Source organism: Nocardia asteroides, assembly GCF_900637185.1.
Taxonomy (GTDB): domain Bacteria; phylum Actinomycetota; class Actinomycetes; order Mycobacteriales; family Mycobacteriaceae; genus Nocardia; species Nocardia asteroides.
This window is the reverse complement of sequence record NZ_LR134352.1, coordinates 4,828,577-4,846,124: the sequence shown is the minus strand read 5'-3', so window position 1 is coordinate 4,846,124 and position 17,548 is coordinate 4,828,577. Positions and strand designations below refer to the sequence as shown.

Below are 17,548 nucleotides of genomic sequence, written 5' to 3'. Positions count from 1 at the left end.
AATACTGTTCAACCTGAACGGCACTCGAGGTCAAGTCGGCGTGGGCGGCACACCGGTCGCCGATGGTCAGGCAGGTTCGGTGGCGACCCCGGCGCGGCGTTCGGCGCGGGCCGCGAAACCGTCGCACAGGGCGTCCAGGCCGAGGAACAGCAGGTCCTCGGAGGTGAGTTCGCTCACGCCGGCGCCCTCCAGGTCGGCCAGCGCGGGGGGCACCGGGAACGAGGGCGTGCCCTCGAGCAGGTCGCGCAGCCCGTTCGTGTCGTCGGTGGCGGTGCGGCGCTCCGCCAGCAGCGCGCCGCCCACCACGGGCAGGCTGGCGCCGGAGATGTAGTTCCAGACCGTGAACGCCATGGTGGTGGCCTCGCGCGCCGACACCTCCAGGGCGCGCAGCCCGTCGACCAGCCAGGCCAGGCTGGCCAGGCCCTGCGGGCCGAAGCTGTAGCGCGGGACGGCGAAGGTCAGCAGCACCCACGGATGCTGCTGGTAGAGCTGCCAATCGATCTCGGCGGCGATGCGTACCCGGTCGCGCCACGACCAGCCTTGGCCGGCCGGGTCGGGGTAGGGGTGGCGGGCGGCGATCTCGTCGGTCATCGCCGCGATCAGCTCGTCCTTGTTCGCCACGTGCCGGTACAGCGACATCGTGCCGACCTCGAGCCGCTCGGCGATGCGGCGCATCGACACCGCGTCGAGCCCATCGGCGTCGGCGAGGGTGATCGCCACGTCGACGATCGCGGTGCGGGTGAGTTTCGCATCAGTCATCCCATGACTCGCTTTCGAATTTCCCAGTCGATGCGTACACTGTACCCATTCCCCGCGTACGGTGTACGCAAACCTCGGAAGGATGTCGGAATGACGAAGCTGGAACCGGCGGTGCCCACCGCGCAGGCCGGTGGACGCCGCGCATGGCTCGGACTGGGCGTGCTGCTGCTGCCGGTGCTGCTGGTGTCGATGGACATCTCGGTGCTGTTCCTCGCCATGCCGACCCTCACGGCGGACCTGGACCCCAGCGCCTCCCAGCAGCTCTGGATCCTCGACATCTACGGGTTCATGCTGGCCGGACTGCTCATCACCATGGGCAACCTCGGCGACCGGATCGGCAGGCGCAACATCCTGCTGGCCGGCGCCACCGTCTTCGGCCTGGCCTCGGTGCTCGGCGCCTTCGCGCCGAACCCGGAAGTCCTCATCGCCGCCCGCGTGCTGATGGGCATCGGCGGCGCCACCCTGCTGCCGTCGAGTCTGGCGCTGATCTCGAGCCTGTTCCCCGACGTCCGCGAGCGCGCGACCGCCATCGGCATCTGGACCGCCTTCTTCGCCGGCGGCTCGGCCGTCGGCCCGATCATCGGCGGTGTCCTGCTGCACCACTTCTGGTGGGGCTCGGTGTTCCTGATCAACATCCCGGTGCTGGCGATCCTGCTGCTGTTCGGCCCGTTCCTGCTGCCCGAGCACCGCTCGGCCGCGCTCGGCCCGCTGGATCTGCCCAGTGTCGCGCTCTCCATCGGCGGCATCCTGCCGGTGGTGTACGGGATCAAGCACATCGCCGCCGAGGGTTTCGACATCACCTCGCTGGTGATCGCCGCGATCGGCGCGGTGCTGCTGGTGGTGTTCGTGCGCAGGCAGCGTCAGCTGGCCGAACCGCTGCTCGATCTGAGCCTGTTCACCCGACCGCTGTTCCGGGTGGCGATCGGCGCGAGCCTGGTCGGCATGATGTCGCTGGCCGCGCTGAGCTACCTGACCAGCGTCTATCTGCAGTCGGTCACCGGGCGTGACCCGCTGCAGGCCGCGCTGCTCGGCATCCCCATGGCGATCGCGGTGTTCGTGTTCTCGATGAGCGGGGCCAGGGTCGGTCGCGCGCTCGGCGTGCGCGCGACCTTCACCCTCGCCCTGGCGATGTCGGCGGTCGGCAACCTGATGCTGCTCGGCGTCGGCGTGGACGGCGGGCTGATCTGGTACCTGGTGGGCTCGGCGGTGGCCGGTATCGGCTACGGCATCTCGTTCACGCTGGTGTCGGACGTGGCCGTGTCGGCCGTGCCCGCCGAGCGGGCGGGGTCGGCGGTCGGCATCTCGGAGACCAGCTTCGAACTGGGCAACGCGCTGGGTCTGGCGCTGCTGGGCTCGGTCGCCGCGCTGGTCTTCCGGTCCGGCGGCGACTTCGGCGACACGCTCGGCGAGACCGTCGCCGAGGCGGGTGGCGACACCGCGCTGATCGACGCGGCGCGCGCATCCTTCGTCACGGGCATGCACGTCGCGACCGCGGGCGGCGCGCTGCTGCTGATCGCGATGGCGGTGCTGGCCTGGCGTTCGGCCCGCGGCACCCGCTGAGCCGGACAGGCGGCCGGGCAGCACCGGCCGCCCTCACCGGGCGGATGTCCAGGTCGGTTGCATAGGATCGGCGGATGCGGAACGAGGGTGCGGCCGGCCTGGCGACATTGCTCGCGCTGGCCGACTCACGCCTGCCCGTCGGCGGGCACGTGCACTCCGGCGGCGTCGAGGAGGCGATCGCGGCGGGCCTGCTGCGCGACAACGCGACTGTCGAGCTGTACCTGCGCCGGCGGATCGCCACCTCGGGGCTGGTCGCGGCGTCGCTGGCCGCCGCGGTCTGCGCCGGATCGCTGACTCCCGAGCGCGCCGAACTCGAAGCCGACGCCAGGACACCCTCGCCCGCCGCCAGAACGGCCTCGCGCGCGCAGGGCCGCGGCGTGCTGCGGCTGGCGAAACAGCTGTGGCCTCAGCACGAATGGACGCCCGCGGGCGTGCGGCCGCACCTGTCGACGGTGTTCGGCATGGTCGGCGCCGCCGCGGGCACCGAGCCCGAACAGCTGGCAGGCGTCGTCGTCTACACCACGCTCACCGGCGCCGCCACCGCCGCCCAGCGACTGCTGGCGCTGGACCCCGCCGCCATCGCCGCGGGCACCATGCGGCTCGCGTCGCTGTGCGACCGGATCGCCGCCGAGGCGGTCAGCGGCCTGGCCGCGCTGTCGGATCCGCTGCAGGACGCGCTTGCCGAACGGCACCTGCACCGCGACATGCCCCTGTTCGCCTCCTAGCCTCCCCGAATCCCCGTCCCCGAGAAGGAGTCACCATGCCGCCCCATCTGATCGACGGCGAGCCGCACGAGCACAGCCACGACCGCCCCAAGCGCCACCGCGTGCCGGGGGAGGCGCTGCGCATCGGCATCGGCGGCCCGGTCGGCTCCGGCAAGACCGCGCTGGTCGCCGCCCTGTGCAGGCAGCTGCGCGACGAATTGTCTTTGGCCGTGCTGACCAACGACATCTACACCACCGAGGACGCGGACTTCCTGCGCCGCCACGCCGTCCTGCCCGACGAGCGGATCACCGCCGTGCAGACCGGCGGCTGCCCGCACACCGCCATCCGCGACGACATCACCGCCAACCTCGACGCCATCGACGACCTGGTCGCGGCCAACCCGCCGCTGGACCTGATCCTGGTGGAATCCGGCGGCGACAACCTCACCGCCACCTTCTCCTCCGGCCTCATCGACGTGCAGATCTTCGTCGTCGACGTGGCGGGCGGTGACAAGGTCCCGCGCAAGGGCGGCCCCGGCGTCACCTTCTCGGACCTGCTGGTGGTCAACAAGACCGACCTGGCCCCGCTCGTCGGCGCCGACCTCGGCGTGATGGAACGCGACGCCGCCAAGGTCCGCGAGGGCCGACCGACCGCGCTGGTGTCGCTGACCGACGACCCCGCCGCCACCCCGGTGCTGGCGTGGGTGCGCGAGCAGCTGCGCCACGCCGCCGAGCAGGACACGGCCACCGGCGTTGCGCACTGAGCTGAGCATCGTCGCCGCGCTGGGCAGGCTGCCCCGCATCGAAGCGGTGGGCGGCCTGGCCGCGCGGTACACCGGCGCCGACACCGTGCACCTGATCGGCACCGCGGCCACCCCGCTGGGCGGGGACGAGCTCGACATCCGCGTCGTGGTGCTGCCCGGCGCGCGGTTGACCGTGCGGTCGGTGGCGGCGACGATCGCGCTGCCGAGCGCGCGGACGCCGATGTCGGTGGGGCACTGGCACTTCGAGGTCGGTGCGGGCGCGGAACTGGATGTCGATCCGGAGCCGATGATCGTTGCCGGTGGCGCGTGTCATCACACGGTGACGACGGTGCGGCTGGCCGCCGACGCGCGGCTGCGGCTGCGCGAGCGGGTGCAGCTGGGCCGCAGCGGCGAGGACGACGGCGCCTGGCGCGGTGACCTGATCGCCGACCTCGACGACCTGCCCCTGCTCCGGCATCGCCTCGCCCTCGGCGCCGGCACGGTCACCGACGACCGGTTGAGCGCCGCACGCGCCATCGACAGCGAACTGCGCTACCCGGACGATCGGCCCGCCTGGTCCGGTGGGCTCGACGCGGTCCGGCTACCGCTGGCCGCGGGCGGATCGCTGTCCACCCGCACGAGCACCCGCCTGCACGCGGGCGATCCGTCCGGCGCGGACCGAACGGCCGCCGTCGGCTAGAACGAGATCAGGCCGTTCGGCGCGGAACGAGCGGGCACCACCGAGCGGCGCCTTCTGATACGCGAATGGGAGCCGGGGCGAACCCCGGCTCCCATCGCTGTGGATCATCGATCAGGCGCTGACCAGCACCGCCGAGTCGTCGGCGATCTCGCCCGGCGCGGCCGCGCGCGGCGGCGCGAGGAATCCGTTCGCCGCGCCCACCGCCGCGCCGACACCGGCGCCGACGACCGTGAACGGCACCGACACCGCCATGTAGCCGGCCATCCCGCCCAGGATCGGACCCGCGACCAGGCCGATCGGGACGAACGGGATACCGGCGACGAGGCCGGCCACCGCGCCGCCCGTGCTCGCCATCATGGCGAACGGGGTGGCCACCATCGACCCGACGGCGGCACCGCGCGCGGCGGAGCCCAGGGTCTCCGACGCGATCCGGTCCGACCGGCTGCGCTCGAGCCCCACCGAGTCGAGGAAGGTCGCGAGGTTGGCCTCGGTGTTGGCCGCCGCGTCGTTGATCTGGATCGACGTCTCGACCGGGACGAACTCCGGCACCGGGACCAGCTGGTCACCGAAGCGGAACTGCCCCGGCGGCGGCAGGATCGGCGGCACCGGCGCGACCGCCGTCGGCGCGTGCAGCGTGCCCACCGGCGACAGGTAATCCGTCTCCGGGCCGCTGCGTGACCACGCCAGCGAACTGCGCGTGTTCTCCGGCATCTGCTGTCCCACATAGGGGGTGGCGTTGGGCGCCACCGCGTCGAACTCCGGCCCGGCCGGAAGCTCGGTCTGGGTCACCGCCGCCTGCGCGGGATCGGCGTTCGCGGTGCCCGTGCCGATCAGGGCCATGACCAGGGGGACCGCTCCCGCCGCGACGACCGACCCCACTTTCTGTCGCTGCGGGCTCGGCGCCCTGTGTTTCCCCGTCGCCATAGATCACCTTTCATCCTGGGGATTTGGTCACACATATGACGTCCGGCATTCGGACCGAGGCCGGACCCGGATGGGTCCGAAACGACGGCAGCCCGCAATATCGTGTGTGGGAAGGGTGATCGGACGACGCGGGCCGGGCGGTTCGGGAGAACCACCCGGCCCGACGAGGCGTGCGAACTAGCCGGCCTCGCGCTGCGCGCGCACCTGCTTGCTGTTGTTGCCGGGCGGGGCGCCGAGCGCGGCCGCGAGCTCGTCGGCGTCGGCCTGGTCGGACTGGACCTCCTCGATCGCCAGCCGGGCGAAGACCCACTGCTCGGTGGCGGCCATCTGACCGCGGTTGCGGCCGAGGAACGAGACGAACCAGCCGATCACGGTGACGATCCGGCTGCGGTAGCCCACCAGGTAGTACAGGTGCAGCGCCAGCCAGGCCAGCCACGCGAGGAAGCCGCTGAACTCGAACTTGCCGATCTGGCAGACGGCGTCGAAGCGCGAGATCGTCGCCATCGAGCCCTTGTTGAAGTACTTGAACGGCGCGCGCTGCTCGGGGGTCTGGCCCTTGAGGCCGGCCTTGATGGCCTTGGCGGCGTAGGTCGAGCCCTGGATCGCGCCCTGCGCCTGGCCGGGCACGCCCGGCACCGACATCAGGTCGCCGACCACGAAGATGTTCGGATGGCCCTTGACCGTGAGGTCGGGTTCGACGATCACGCGCCCGGCCCGGTCCACCTCGGTGCCGTCGGACCGCTCGGCGATCATCTTGCCCAGCGGGCTGGCCTGCACACCGGCCGACCACACCTTGCACGCCGATTCGATCCGGCGGGTGCTGCCGTCGGCGTCCTTGACGATGACGCCGTGCGCGTCGACATCGGTCACCATGGCGTTGAGCTGGATCTCCACGCCCATCTTCTCCAGCCGCTTGGCCGCCTTGGCGCCCAGTTTGGGGCCCATCGGGCCGAGCACGGCACCCGCGCCCTCGAGCAGGATGACGCGCGCGTCGCGGGGGTCGATGGTGCGGAAGGTGCCGTCGAGGGTGCGATCGGCCAGCTCGGCGATCTGCCCGGCCAGCTCCACACCGGTCGGGCCCGCGCCGACGACGATGAAGGTGAGCAGCCGGTCGCGCTCCTCCTGGGTGGTGGCGAGCTCGGCCTGCTCGAAGGCGCCCAGGATGCGCGCGCGCAGTTCGAGCGCGTCGTCGATGGTCTTCATGCCCGGCGCGAAGGTGGCGAAGTGGTCGTTGCCGAAGTACGACTGCTGGGCGCCGGTGGCAACGATGAGGCTGTCGAACGGGGTGACGGTGTCGCGGTTGAGTAGTCGCGAGGTGACCGTGTTGTTCTCCAGGTCGATGTCGTGCACGTCGCCGAGCAGCACCTGCGCGTTCTTCTGCTTGCGCAGCACCAGCCGGGTGGCGGGCGCGATCTCACCGGTGGACAGGATGCCGGTGGCCACCTGGTACAGCAGCGGCTGGAACAGGTGGGTGGAGGTCTTCGAGATGAGGGTGATGTCGACATCGGCCTTGCGCAGGTGCCTGGTGCCGAACAACCCGCCGAACCCGGAACCGATCACCACCACGCGGTGCCGCTGGTTCCCGACAGACTGAGTGCTCATCGTCCTGCTCCTCGACAGACTGGGGTGGCCCCGCAACGGTGGTGACAGGGTTTACCGTAGTCGGCTCCGGATGCGACGTCGCCACGAGATCCCGGTTCCGATCTTGGTGTGGTGCGTTCCTTCACCGGGCGCCGTGGGTCGCGGTGAGAACCACCGCGGCCCACGGACCCGATGACGTGATCGAGGATACGGGACGAGCCGGGTCAGCGACCGGCAAGCAGGAGCTCGGCGACCTTGGTGTCGGTCTCGGCGCCCTCGGTGTAGCCGCCGTCGGCGCCGAGCGCGTTCATGATCGCCAGGGTGTAGCGCTCGCCGTCGCCCGCCACGCCCACCGAGTTGACCACCCAGCCGTCGGCCTCGGCCGACCAGCCGTTCTTCAGGCCGGGACGCATCCGCGCGCCCGCGCCCCACACGCCCCAGTGCTGGTTGGAGTCGACCGAGCGCATCCGGTCCAGCAGGTAGGCGAGGTCGTCGGGGTGCATGGTGTCGAGGATGGTGTTCATCAGCCGGTCCAGGTCGGCGGCGGTGCACTTCTGGAAGGACCAGTCGGGGAACATCGCCGAGGCGGTCGGCTGCGGGATGAGGCTGACCATGCCGTAGGCCCGGAACGCGTTGTTGTAGGCCATCCGGTCGAGACCGATGTACTTGTTCCACAGGACGTCGGCGGCGTGATCGTTCGACGTGGCCAGCATGGATTCGAGGTTGGTGCGGTCGTCGGGGGACAGGCCGATGGCGCCGACCCTGGCCCGGTTGAGCAGGTCGGCGGCGATGGCCAGTTTGATCGTGGAGGCGGTCCACACCTGGTTCTCGGCGTGCTCGTTGGCGTAGGTGCCGCCGGTGACGCGATCGCGCAGCACGTAGCCGACGACGCCGGGGCGGCCGGCCAGGTAGGAGTTCACCCGCGCGATGCGCGAGCTCATGTCGTTGTCGAACCCGGGCACCGTGACCTGGGTCAACGCGGGGGGCGCCGCCTGGGCCGCGGTGACCACCAGCGGCACCCCCGGAGTGAGGACGCCGGCGGCGGCGAGGAGACAGGCGGTTGCTGCGACCCGGGAAACGACGCGGGTGGAAGGGGAACGGTCACGCACGAGGGACCACCTTGGCACACCTGACGCCCGATCGCACTACTTGAGGTGAGATCCGGAGTGTGTTACATCGTCGTTGCGCCGCAGCGGATTCCGATCAGTGATGGGCCGCGTGCGGAGTCGCGATGGTGCAGCCGTTGAGCCGATGGCAGTGTTCGAACGCTTCGCCGTGGCGATCCAGCGGCCACGAGTGGATCACCTGATCGGGGCCGTACCGCCGGGAATTGATCAGCTCCCAGCGTGCACCCGCGCGTCGGACGACGAAGCCGCCACCGGGAACCAGGGGAATCACCTGCGCGCTCATGTACCGGACCAGCCTTTCGCCTGCCGCCGAACTGTCCCACCCGAAGGCCAACGATCCCACGGCCGCGCTCGGGGGTGCCGCAGGCGCGGCCGCGAAGGCGTTGCGGTGTGGTCTATTTCACTAGCCCTGCGCGGTCACCTCGGCGGGGCCGCGCGATTGCGGGTCGGTCGCTGGGCGTATAAACGACGGATGCCGCTGCATCTCCATCGCGCCGAACGCGCCGACGCGCTGGCCGACGGATTGGGAACGGTGCTCGCGGCGCCGCAGGCCGATCCGTTCGCCGCCGAGGTGGTGGCGGTGCCGGCGAAGGGGATCGAACGCTGGCTGGCGCAGCGGCTGTCGGGGGTGCTCGGCGTGGCGGGAACCGGCGACGGAATCGCCGCCAATATCGCGTTCCCCGCACCCGCGGCGCTGGTCGCGGAAGTGCTGGCCGCGGCGACCGGCGTGGCGCCCGCCGACGATCCGTGGGCGGGGCAGCGGGTGGTGTGGACCCTGCTGCGCGTGCTCGACGAGGTCGTGGACCAGCCGTGGGCGGCGGTGCTGGCGCGTCATCTCGGGCTGCCCGGCGCGGGCCACCGGATCGGGCGGCGCTATGCCACCGCCGCGCACCTGGCCGCGCTGTTCGAGTCTTATACCGCACAGCGGCCCCGATTGCTACTGGACTGGGCGGCCGGTGCCGACACCGACGGCGCGGGCGGACCGGTCCCCGCGGACCTGGCCTGGCAGCCGCAGCTGTGGCGGGCCCTGCGCGCGGCGATCGGATCGCCGAGCCCGGCCGAGCGGCTCACCGCGGCCTGCGCGCGACTGCGGGCCGAGCCGGACTCCGTCGACCTGCCTGCGCGGCTGTCGCTGTTCGGCCTCACCCGGCTGCCCGCCGACCAGCTCGCCGTGCTCACCGCGCTGGCCGAACACCGCGACGTGCACCTGTGGCTGGCCCACCCCAGCCCGGCGATGTGGACGGCCCTGTCCGCGGCGTCGCGTGACGAGCACGCGGGTGACACCGGTGCCCGGAGCGACGACACCGATCGCGGGGACCATCAGTCGGCGACCGATCGCACGGACCACCTGTCGGGGGCGGCGGCGCTCGCGACCGATCGTGTGGACTCCCGGCCGGGGGCGGCCGCGTTCGCGACCGATCGTGCGGACCAGCACTCGGGGATGACCGGGAGTACGCACGATCGCGCGGACGAGCAGTCGGCGGCTGCCGTGCTTCCGGACATCGCCGAGGCAGTGCGCGGGGAGCGGGGGGCGACGATGCCCCGATCGGCGGACGACAGCGCCGACCTGGTCCGGCATCCGCTGCTGGCCGGCCTGGCTCGCGACGTCCGTGAACTCCAGCATCGACTGAATCCGTTGCTGCACAGCGAGACCCACCTGTCCGGCACCCCACTGCCCGGCAGTCTGCTCGGCGCCGTGCAGTCCGCTCTCCGGGACGATCGGGTGCCCGCCGCGGGCGCGGTCGCCGACGGCACCGTCGAGATCCACGCCTGCCACGGCCCGGCCCGCCAGGTCGAGGTCCTGCGCGATCTCCTGCTGACCACCTTCGCCGCCGACCCCACCCTGCAACCGCGCGACGTCCTGGTCATGTGCCCGGACGTCGAGGCCTACGCGCCGCTCGTGCGCGCGGCCTTCGGGCAGCGCGGGACCGGCGCCGTCGACCTGCCCGCCGAGGGCGAGCACCCCGCGCACCAGTTGCGGGTCCGGCTCGCCGATCGCGGCCGGGCGGTGACCAACCCGATGCTGGCGGTGGTGATCGCGCTGCTGGAACTGGCCGACGGTCGCGTCACGGTGACGCAGGTGCTCGAACTCGCGGCGAGCGAGACCGTGCGGCGCCGCTGCGGCTTCGACGACGACGCCGTCGAGCGGCTGCGCGAATGGGCCGCCGAATCCGGCGCCCGCTGGGGCATCGGGTCGCGGCAGCGCGAGGCGTTCGGGCTGGCCGAGTTCGCGCAGAACACCCTGAACGCGGCCGTCGACCGGATCCTGCTCGGCGTCACCGCCGACGAGTCCGGTGACGACTGGCTGGATCTGGCGCTGCCGCTGGACGACGTGGACTCCAACGACGTGGATCTGGCCGGTCGCTTCGCCGAGTTCGTCGACCGGCTCGCGGTGTGCCTGCGCGACCTGCGTGGACCGCGCCCGGCGGCGGAGTGGACCGCGGTGCTGCTGCGCGCGGTGGATCTGCTCACCGACGTGCCGGACGCGCAGTCCTGGATCCGGGCCGAGGCGCGCCGCGAGATCGTGGCCGCCACCGAACACGCGGGCAGCACCCCGCTGCGGCTCGCCGATGTCGCGGTGCTGCTGACCGGCCGTCTCGCCGGTGGGCCCGGCCGCGCCAACTTCCGCACCGGCGAACTCACGGTGTGCACGCTGGTGCCGATGCGTTCGGTGCCGCACCGGGTGGTGATCCTGCTCGGCCTCGACGACGACGTCTTCCCGCGGCCCGGCTCGGTCGACGGTGACGACCTGCTCGCCCGCGACCCGCTGGTCGGCGAGCGCGACGCCCGCAGCGAGGACCGGCAGCTGCTGCTCGACGCGATCATGGCCGCCCGCGACCAGCTGCTGATCCTGCACACCGGCGCCGACCCCGTCACCGGCGCGAGCAGGCCGCCCGCGGTCCCGGTGGCCGAACTGCTCGACGTCCTCGCCGCGCACGTCGGTCCGGCCGCGCTGGGCGCGGTCCACCAGCGGCACCCGCTGCAATCGTTCGACCGCCGCAATTTCGCGTCCGAACGCCCGCGCAGCTTCGACACCGTCGCCCTCGCCGGCGCCCGCGCGGCCGCTCGCCCGGCGCGCCCGCGCCCGCCGCTGCTCAGCGAACCACTGGCACCCGCTCCGCCCTCCGATGTGGCGTTGGCCGAACTGATCGCCTTCGCCGAACATCCGGTGCGCGCGTTCCTGTGGCAGCGGCTCGGGTTGCGGGTGCCGGAGGAAGCCGAGGACATCGCCGAGCAGCTGCCCATCGAACTCGACGGTCTGGCCAAATGGGACCTGGGCGAGCGGATGCTGAGCGCGCGGCTCACCGGCGCCGACCCCGCGGCCCTGCGCGCGGCCGAGTGGCGGCGGGGAACCTTGCCGCCCTTCGCTTTCGGCGCCGCGGTGCTCGACGAGGTGGAAGGCACCGTCGACACCATCGTGCGCACCGCCCTGCCCGACTACGAGGCCGCGCCGCGAGCCGTCGACATCGCGATCGACCTCGGCAACGGCCGCACCCTGGCCGGCACCGTCCCCGAGGTGCGCGGGGAGACCCTGGTCCGCACCACGTATTCGCGGCTGGCGCCCAAACACCGGCTGGCGGCCTGGGTGTCGCTGCTGGCGCTGGCCGCGACCGAGGACCGGTCGTGGCGCGCGATCAGCACCGGACGCGGGCAGTTCCGCAGCAGGCCGGTGGCCCGCTCGGTGATCGTCGCCCCGGAGGCGCCCGCCGCGCTGGCGGTGCTGCGTGATCTGGTCCGGCTGCGCGACGAGGGCCTGTGCGAGCCGCTGCCGGTCGCGCCCGCCGCCACCGCCACCTACGCCGAACGCCGCTTCCGCGGCGACAGCGTCGCCGACGCCCTGCTCGCGGCCGAACACGCCTTCGACGGCGGACCCAACGGCCCCGACAAATTCGGCGACCACACCGACCGCTACCTGCGCTACGTGTGGGGCCGCGCGCCCCGCTTCGACCGTGTCGCCGCGGCGGCCGCGCGGGCCGGGGAACCGGAGAGCACCCGTTTCGGCGCCGTCGCCCGCCGCTGGTGGGCGCCGCTGCTGGCCGCCGAGAGTCAGGGGCAACCGTGACCGAGACCGTGGCTGCGCCCGCCGCCTTCGACGCCACCGGTCCGCTCCCGGCGGGCACCACGGTGCTCGAGGCGAGCGCGGGCACCGGCAAGACGCACGCGATCGTCGGGCTGGCCGTGCGCTACGTCGCCGAGGCCGGCATCGGCATCACCGAACTGCTGCTGGTCACCTTCAGCCGCGCCGCTACCCAGGAGCTGCGCGAACGCACCAGGGACCGCTTCGTCGCCGTGGCCGCCGCGCTGGCCGACCCGGAGGTCGCGCGCGCCCACCCGGACGAGCTGGTCCGCGCCCTGGCCGACACCGACCCGGCGACGCTGCGGCTGCGCAGGCACCGATTGCTCACCGCCCTGGCCGATTTCGACGCGGGCACCATCGCCACCACCCACTCGTTCTGCCAGCGGATGCTCGACGAACTCGGCCTGGCGGGGGAGCACGATCCGGGCGCGCGGCTGGTGGAATCGGTCGACGAGCTGGTCGCCACCGTCGCCGACGACCTCTACCTGGCCCGCTACGCCCGCGACCGCCCGCCGTTCACCCTGCGCGAGGCGCGCACCCTCGCGCTGGCCGCCGTGCACGACCGGCACGCCGAACTCGCTCCGCGCACCGACGGCGCCGCCGGCGAGCGGGTCGCCTTCGCCACCGCCGTGCGCGCGGAGACCGAACGCCGCAAACGCCGCGCGGGCCTGCGCGATTTCGACGACCTGCTGGTGCTGCTGCACGAGGTCCTCAGCGACCCCGAGCACGGCGCCCGCGCCTGCGCGCGGATCCGGGAGCGCTACCGGGTGGCCCTGGTCGACGAGTTCCAGGACACCGACCCGCTGCAGTGGGACATCCTGCGCCGCGCCTTCCACGACCACGCCACCCTGGTGCTGGTCGGCGACCCGAAACAGGCCATCTACGCCTTCCGCGGCGCCGAGGTGCTCAGCTACCTCGACGCGGTGGCTGTGGCGGACCGGCGCAGCGAACTCACCCGCAACTGGCGCAGCGACGCCGGGCTGCTGCGCGCGCTCGACCACCTGTGCGGCGGTGCGGAACTGGGCCATCCGGAAATCAGCGTCTACCCGGTCACCCCGACCCGGCCCGCCACCCGGCTGCACGGTGACCCCGCGATCGTCACACCGCTGCGGCTGCGGGTACTGCCGCGCACCGGCGCCGGACCGCGCAACCGGTCGGGCTTCCCGTCGGTCGGCAGGCAGCGTGCCAAGGTCGCCGACGATCTGGCCGCCGACATCGTGGCCCTGCTGGAATCCGGCGCCACCATCGAGGCCGGGCCCGAACGCGGCGCGGGCAGGCCGCTCACCGAGGTCGGCGACGGCCGCCCGCGCAGGCCGATCGGACCGGGCGACATCGCGGTCCTCGTGCGCACCCGCACCCAGATCGACGTGATCCGCGCCGCCCTGGACCGGGTGGGTGTCGCCTCGGTGCTGGCGGGCGGCACCAGCGTGTTCGCCACGGTGGCCGCCACCGACTGGCTGTGGGTGCTGCGCGCGCTCGAACAACCGCATCGCGGCGACCGGGTCCGGCTGGCCGCCTGCACGCCGATCCTCGGTGTCACCGCCGCCGAGATCGACACCGGGGGCGCCGATCTGGTGGGCCGGATCTCCACGCAGCTGCGCGAGGCGGCCCGGCTGTTCGGGCGGGCCGGGTTCGCCGCCGTGTTCGACAAGCTGGCCACCGAGACCGATCTCGCGCCGCGGCTGCTCGCGGTGGAGAACGGCGAACGCGAACTGACCGACCTGCGTCACCTGGCCCAGCTGCTCGACGAAGTCGCCGTGGCCGAGGGCCTCGGGCTCACCGCGCTCACCCGCTGGCTGGCCGACCGCGTCCGCGACCCGGAGGCGGGCAGCGTCAGCGGCCGCAGCCGCCGCCTGGACCGCGACGCCGCCGCCGTGCAGATCGCCACGGTGCACGCCAGCAAGGGGCTCGAATTCCCGCTCGTCTACCTGCCGTTCGCGTGGGACAGCGCCAAGAACCCCTATCCGGCGACGCTGCTGTTCCACGACGACGCCGGCGCCCGCGTCCTCGATATCGGCGGCAAGGAGGCGCCCGGCTACAGCGAACGCCAATTGCGGTGCGAGGCCGAGGAATCCGGCGAGGAACTGCGGCTGCTCTATGTCGCGCTGACCCGGGCCATGTGCCAGGTGGTGGCCTGGTGGGCGCCGGCGGTCACCACCGGCGCCGCGCCCCTGCACCGGATGCTGCTCGGCCGCAGACCCGGTTCCGCGCAGGTACCGCGCCGCGCCGAGATCCCCGCCGATACCGCTGCCGTGCAACGCATCACCGAGTGGGCCGCCCCGGCCGCCGAGGTGATCTCGGTGACCGCCGTCGACCGTCCCGACGACGTGGAACCGCGCCGCGTCCGCACCGAACTGCCCACCGGGGAGCTGGCCGCCGCCCACTTCGCCCGGGTGCTCGACCAGCAGTGGCGCCGCACCTCGTACTCGGCCCTCACCGCGGGCGCCCACGACGCGACCGGAGTGACCGCGGAGGAACCCGAGGACGGACCAGGGCCCGACGACGAACCGGCCGAAGCGCCGCTGGACGCCCCCGTCGGGGGCACGGGCGCGCCGTCGCTGATGAACGGCCTGCCCTACGGCGCGGAATTCGGCACCCTGGTGCACGGCGTGCTGGAAGCGGTCGACACCTCGGCGCCCGACCTGGCGGTCGAGGTCCACGCCCGGTGCGTCGAAGCGGTCGAGCACACCATGGCCGAACTCGACGTCGACCTGCTGTCCACCGCCCTGCTCGAAGTCCTGCGCACCCCGGCCGATTTCGGGTCGCTGGCCGGCATCGCCGGCCGGGACCGGCTGCCCGAGCTGGAATTCGAGCTGCCGCTGGGCGGCGGTGACACCCCGGGCACGCACGCCGCGGGCATCCACGCCGTCGCCGGCCTGCTACGCACCCACCTGCCCGCCGACGATGTGCTGTCCAGCTACGCCGACCACCTCGCCGCCCTGCCCGACACGGTCCTGCGCGGCTACCTCACCGGCAGCATCGATGCCGTCCTGCGGGTGCCCGACGGGAGCGGGGAGCACCGCTACCTGATCGTCGATTACAAGACCAACCGCCTCGGCACCGGCGACCTCACCGTCGAGCACTACCGGCGCGAGCACATGGTGGCCGAGATGATCCGGTCGCACTATCCGCTGCAGGCGCTGCTCTACGCGGTCGCGCTGCACCGCTACCTGCGCTGGCGGCTGCCCGGCTACGACCCCGCCCGTCACCTCGGCGGCGCCCGCTATCTGTTCGTGCGCGGCATGATCGGCGCGGACACCCCGCCCGGGCACGGTGTCTTCGACTGGCGTCCGCCCGCCGAACTCGTCGTCGCGCTGTCGGATCTGCTGGCAGGGGGACCACGATGACCGCGATCCAGGTGGCGCAGCGGGGCACCGGGCTGCTGCGGGTGTTCAACGAGGCGGGCGTGCTCTCCGCCGCCGACGTGCACGTCGCGGTGCGGCTCGGCCGGATGGGCCGCGAGGACAGCGAAGACGTACTGTTCGCCGCCGCGCTGGCGGTGCGCGCCGTGCGCTCGGGCTCGGTGTGCCTGGAGCTGGCGCGGATGCGCGAGATCGGCATCGACGCCGACGAAACCCGCGACACCGCGACGGGGATCGACCCGGCGAGCCTGCCGTGGCCGGACCTGGACCGGGTGCTGGACGGGTTGCGGCGCAGTCCGCTGATCCAGGGTGGCCAGGCTGGTCCGCTGCGGCCGCTGCGCATCGTGGAGGCCGACGCCGAGGGTGGCGCGCTGCTCTACCTGGACCGCTACTACCAGCAGGAACAGACCCTGCGGCGGGTGCTCACCGAGCGTAGCGCCGATCACCCGGAGATCGACACCGCCCTGGTCCGCGCCGAACTCGACCGCCTCTTCGCCGACCCGCTCGGCGCGGGACCCGACCGGCAGCGGCTCGCGGCCGCGCTGGCCGCCACGCACTGGACCACCGTGGTGGCCGGTGGACCCGGCACCGGCAAGACCCACACGATCGCGCGCATCCTCGCGCTGCTCACCGCGCACCGCCGGGCCAGCCCGAAGCTGCCCGCGCTGCGGATCGCGCTGGCCGCGCCCACCGGCAAGGCGGCCGCGCGGTTGCAGGAGGCGGTGCGCGACCAGGCCGCCGAACTCGGCTTGCCCGAGCTGACCGCGTCCACCCTGCACCGGCTGCTCGGCTGGCAGCGGGGGCGCACCACCCGTTTCCGCCATCACGCGCACAACCGGCTGCCCTACGACGTGGTGGTGGTCGACGAGACCTCGATGGTCTCGCTGACCATGATGAGCCACCTGTTCTCGGCCTTGCGCCCGGACACCCGCCTCGTCCTGGTGGGCGACCCCGACCAGCTGGCCTCCGTCGACGCCGGCGCGGTGCTGGCGGATCTGGTCGCGGGGCCGATCGGCGGTGCGCCGAATCCGGCACTGCGCGAACTGCTTCCGGCCGACCCCGCCTTCGCGGCGCGGGCGGGGTCGGCGACCGCCGGCGTAGGGCCAGGGGATCACAGAGGCGAGACGCCTGACCTCCACGGGCGGACCGGTGACGCGACGGGACTCGGTGGCGGCACCGAGTCTTCGGCGGATTACCCGGGAGGGCAGTCGGATTCGGATTCGCTGAGCGCGCTGGAACTGCGCCGGCTGCGCGGTGGGATCGTCCGGTTGACCCGGGGCAGGCGGTTCGGCGGCCGGATTGCCGACCTGGCCGTCGCGGTGCGCGCCGGTGACGCCGACGCGGCGCTGCGGATCCTGCGCGCGGGCGGCGGCGATGTGTCGCTGTGCGATCCCGACGACACCGCCGCGGTCCGCGCGGACGTGACCGCCGCGGCCCTGGCGGTCACCACCGCCGCCGACGCGGGCGACGCGGTCGGCGCGCTCACCGCCCTCGAATCGCACCGGCTGCTCTGCGCGCATCGCCAGGGCCCGTTCGGCGTGGAGCGCTGGGACCGGCTGGCCGCCGACTGGGCCGCCGCCGGGGGCGCGGGACCCGAAGGGCCGCAAGCGGTCTGGTATCCCGGCCAGCCGCTGCTGGTCACCGCCAACGATCACGAGGCGCGCATCTACAACGGCGACACCGGCGTCATCGTCCGCCGTCCCGACGGTTCGCTGCGGGCGGCGCTGCAGCGCGGCAGCGAACCGTACCTGGTGCATCCGACCCAGTTCCCGGCCGTGGTCACGGTGTTCGCGATGACCATCCACCGCAGCCAGGGCAGCCAGTACGACACCGTCTCGGTGGTGCTGCCCGAACCCGAATCCACGCTGCTCACCAGGGAATTGCTCTACACCGCCATCACCCGCGCCCGCACCCATGTGCGGATCATCGGCACCGAGGAGTCCATTCGCGCCGCCATCGGACGGCGGGTGCTCCGGGCCAGCGGACTGTCCCGGAACACCCCGGTCTAGC

At 73.0% G+C, this 17,548-nt stretch carries 12 protein-coding genes; 7 read left to right on the top strand and 5 right to left on the bottom strand.

Annotated features, from left to right (window positions below):
* Positions 1–66 precede the first annotated feature (66 nt).
* Complete coding sequence (locus EL493_RS22625; RefSeq protein WP_019047619.1) at positions 67–759, bottom strand: TetR/AcrR family transcriptional regulator; 693 nt, start codon at positions 757–759, stop codon at positions 67–69.
* 90 nt (positions 760–849) lie between these two features.
* Here EL493_RS22625 and EL493_RS22620 point away from each other — a divergent pair, with 90 nt between their 5' ends.
* The 4 genes from EL493_RS22620 (at position 850) to EL493_RS22605 (ending at position 4,466) form a co-directional block, all read left to right on the top strand.
* Entirely contained in the window at positions 850–2,319 is a 1,470-nt protein-coding gene (locus EL493_RS22620; RefSeq protein WP_019047618.1) for an MFS transporter, read from the top strand.
* A gap of 74 nt (positions 2,320–2,393) precedes the next feature.
* Positions 2,394–3,044, top strand: coding sequence for an urease accessory protein UreF (locus tag EL493_RS22615; RefSeq protein WP_019047617.1), 651 nt, complete (start codon positions 2,394–2,396; stop codon positions 3,042–3,044).
* A 35-nt stretch (positions 3,045–3,079) separates the two neighbouring features.
* A complete protein-coding gene (gene ureG / locus EL493_RS22610; protein WP_019047616.1) occupies positions 3,080–3,787 on the top strand; it encodes an urease accessory protein UreG in 708 nt (235 codons plus the stop codon).
* The gene (locus tag EL493_RS22605; RefSeq protein WP_019047615.1) at positions 3,777–4,466 is read left to right on the top strand and encodes an urease accessory protein UreD; all 690 of its coding nucleotides are present in this window, start codon (positions 3,777–3,779) and stop codon (positions 4,464–4,466) included. Before ureG ends, EL493_RS22605 begins: the two co-directional genes overlap by 11 nt.
* Positions 4,467–4,577: 111 nt before the next feature.
* Here the strand turns inward: EL493_RS22605 and EL493_RS22600 are convergent, their stop codons facing one another.
* The 4 genes from EL493_RS22600 to EL493_RS22585 form a co-directional block, all read right to left on the bottom strand.
* Positions 4,578–5,345 carry a hypothetical protein gene (locus EL493_RS22600; protein WP_198041134.1) on the bottom strand — a complete coding sequence of 256 codons (768 nt, stop codon included), beginning with the start codon at positions 5,343–5,345 and terminating at the stop codon, positions 4,578–4,580.
* A gap of 222 nt (positions 5,346–5,567) precedes the next feature.
* A complete protein-coding gene (locus tag EL493_RS22595) occupies positions 5,568–6,992 on the bottom strand; it encodes an NAD(P)/FAD-dependent oxidoreductase (protein ID WP_022566746.1) in 1,425 nt (474 codons plus the stop codon).
* 203 nt (positions 6,993–7,195) lie between these two features.
* Positions 7,196–7,990 carry a serine hydrolase gene (locus tag EL493_RS22590; RefSeq protein WP_019047612.1) on the bottom strand — a complete coding sequence of 265 codons (795 nt, stop codon included), beginning with the start codon at positions 7,988–7,990 and terminating at the stop codon, positions 7,196–7,198.
* A gap of 184 nt (positions 7,991–8,174) precedes the next feature.
* Complete coding sequence (locus EL493_RS22585; protein WP_019047611.1) at positions 8,175–8,381, bottom strand: hypothetical protein; 207 nt, start codon at positions 8,379–8,381, stop codon at positions 8,175–8,177.
* 189 nt (positions 8,382–8,570) lie between these two features.
* Here EL493_RS22585 and recC point away from each other — a divergent pair, with 189 nt between their 5' ends.
* Genes recC through EL493_RS22570 form a run of 3 tightly spaced genes read left to right on the top strand, consistent with a single transcriptional unit; the run spans position 8,571 to position 17,547 of the window.
* A complete protein-coding gene (recC, locus tag EL493_RS22580) occupies positions 8,571–12,161 on the top strand; it encodes an exodeoxyribonuclease V subunit gamma (protein WP_019047610.1) in 3,591 nt (1,196 codons plus the stop codon).
* Positions 12,158–15,523 carry a UvrD-helicase domain-containing protein gene (locus EL493_RS22575; protein ID WP_019047609.1) on the top strand — a complete coding sequence of 1,122 codons (3,366 nt, stop codon included), beginning with the start codon at positions 12,158–12,160 and terminating at the stop codon, positions 15,521–15,523. The genes recC and EL493_RS22575 overlap by 4 nt, the downstream gene beginning before the upstream one ends.
* Positions 15,520–17,547, top strand: a complete 2,028-nt coding sequence (locus EL493_RS22570; protein ID WP_019047608.1) for an AAA family ATPase — start codon at positions 15,520–15,522, stop codon at positions 17,545–17,547. The genes EL493_RS22575 and EL493_RS22570 overlap by 4 nt, the downstream gene beginning before the upstream one ends.
* Position 17,548: the final 1 nt, after the last annotated feature.

Bases quoted from the DNA above. Each gene is read 5' to 3' on its own strand.
- EL493_RS22625 (WP_019047619.1), bottom strand. From the start codon at position 759: ATGACTGATGCGAAACTCACCCGCACCGCGATCGTCGACGTGGCGATC.
- EL493_RS22620 (WP_019047618.1), top strand. From the start codon at position 850: ATGACGAAGCTGGAACCGGCGGTGCCCACCGCGCAGGCCGGTGGACGC.
- EL493_RS22615 (WP_019047617.1), top strand. From the start codon at position 2,394: ATGCGGAACGAGGGTGCGGCCGGCCTGGCGACATTGCTCGCGCTGGCC.
- ureG (WP_019047616.1), top strand. From the start codon at position 3,080: ATGCCGCCCCATCTGATCGACGGCGAGCCGCACGAGCACAGCCACGAC.
- EL493_RS22595 (WP_022566746.1), bottom strand. From the start codon at position 6,992: ATGAGCACTCAGTCTGTCGGGAACCAGCGGCACCGCGTGGTGGTGATC.
- EL493_RS22585 (WP_019047611.1), bottom strand. From the start codon at position 8,381: ATGAGCGCGCAGGTGATTCCCCTGGTTCCCGGTGGCGGCTTCGTCGTC.
- recC (WP_019047610.1), top strand. From the start codon at position 8,571: ATGCCGCTGCATCTCCATCGCGCCGAACGCGCCGACGCGCTGGCCGAC.
- EL493_RS22570 (WP_019047608.1), top strand. From the start codon at position 15,520: ATGACCGCGATCCAGGTGGCGCAGCGGGGCACCGGGCTGCTGCGGGTG.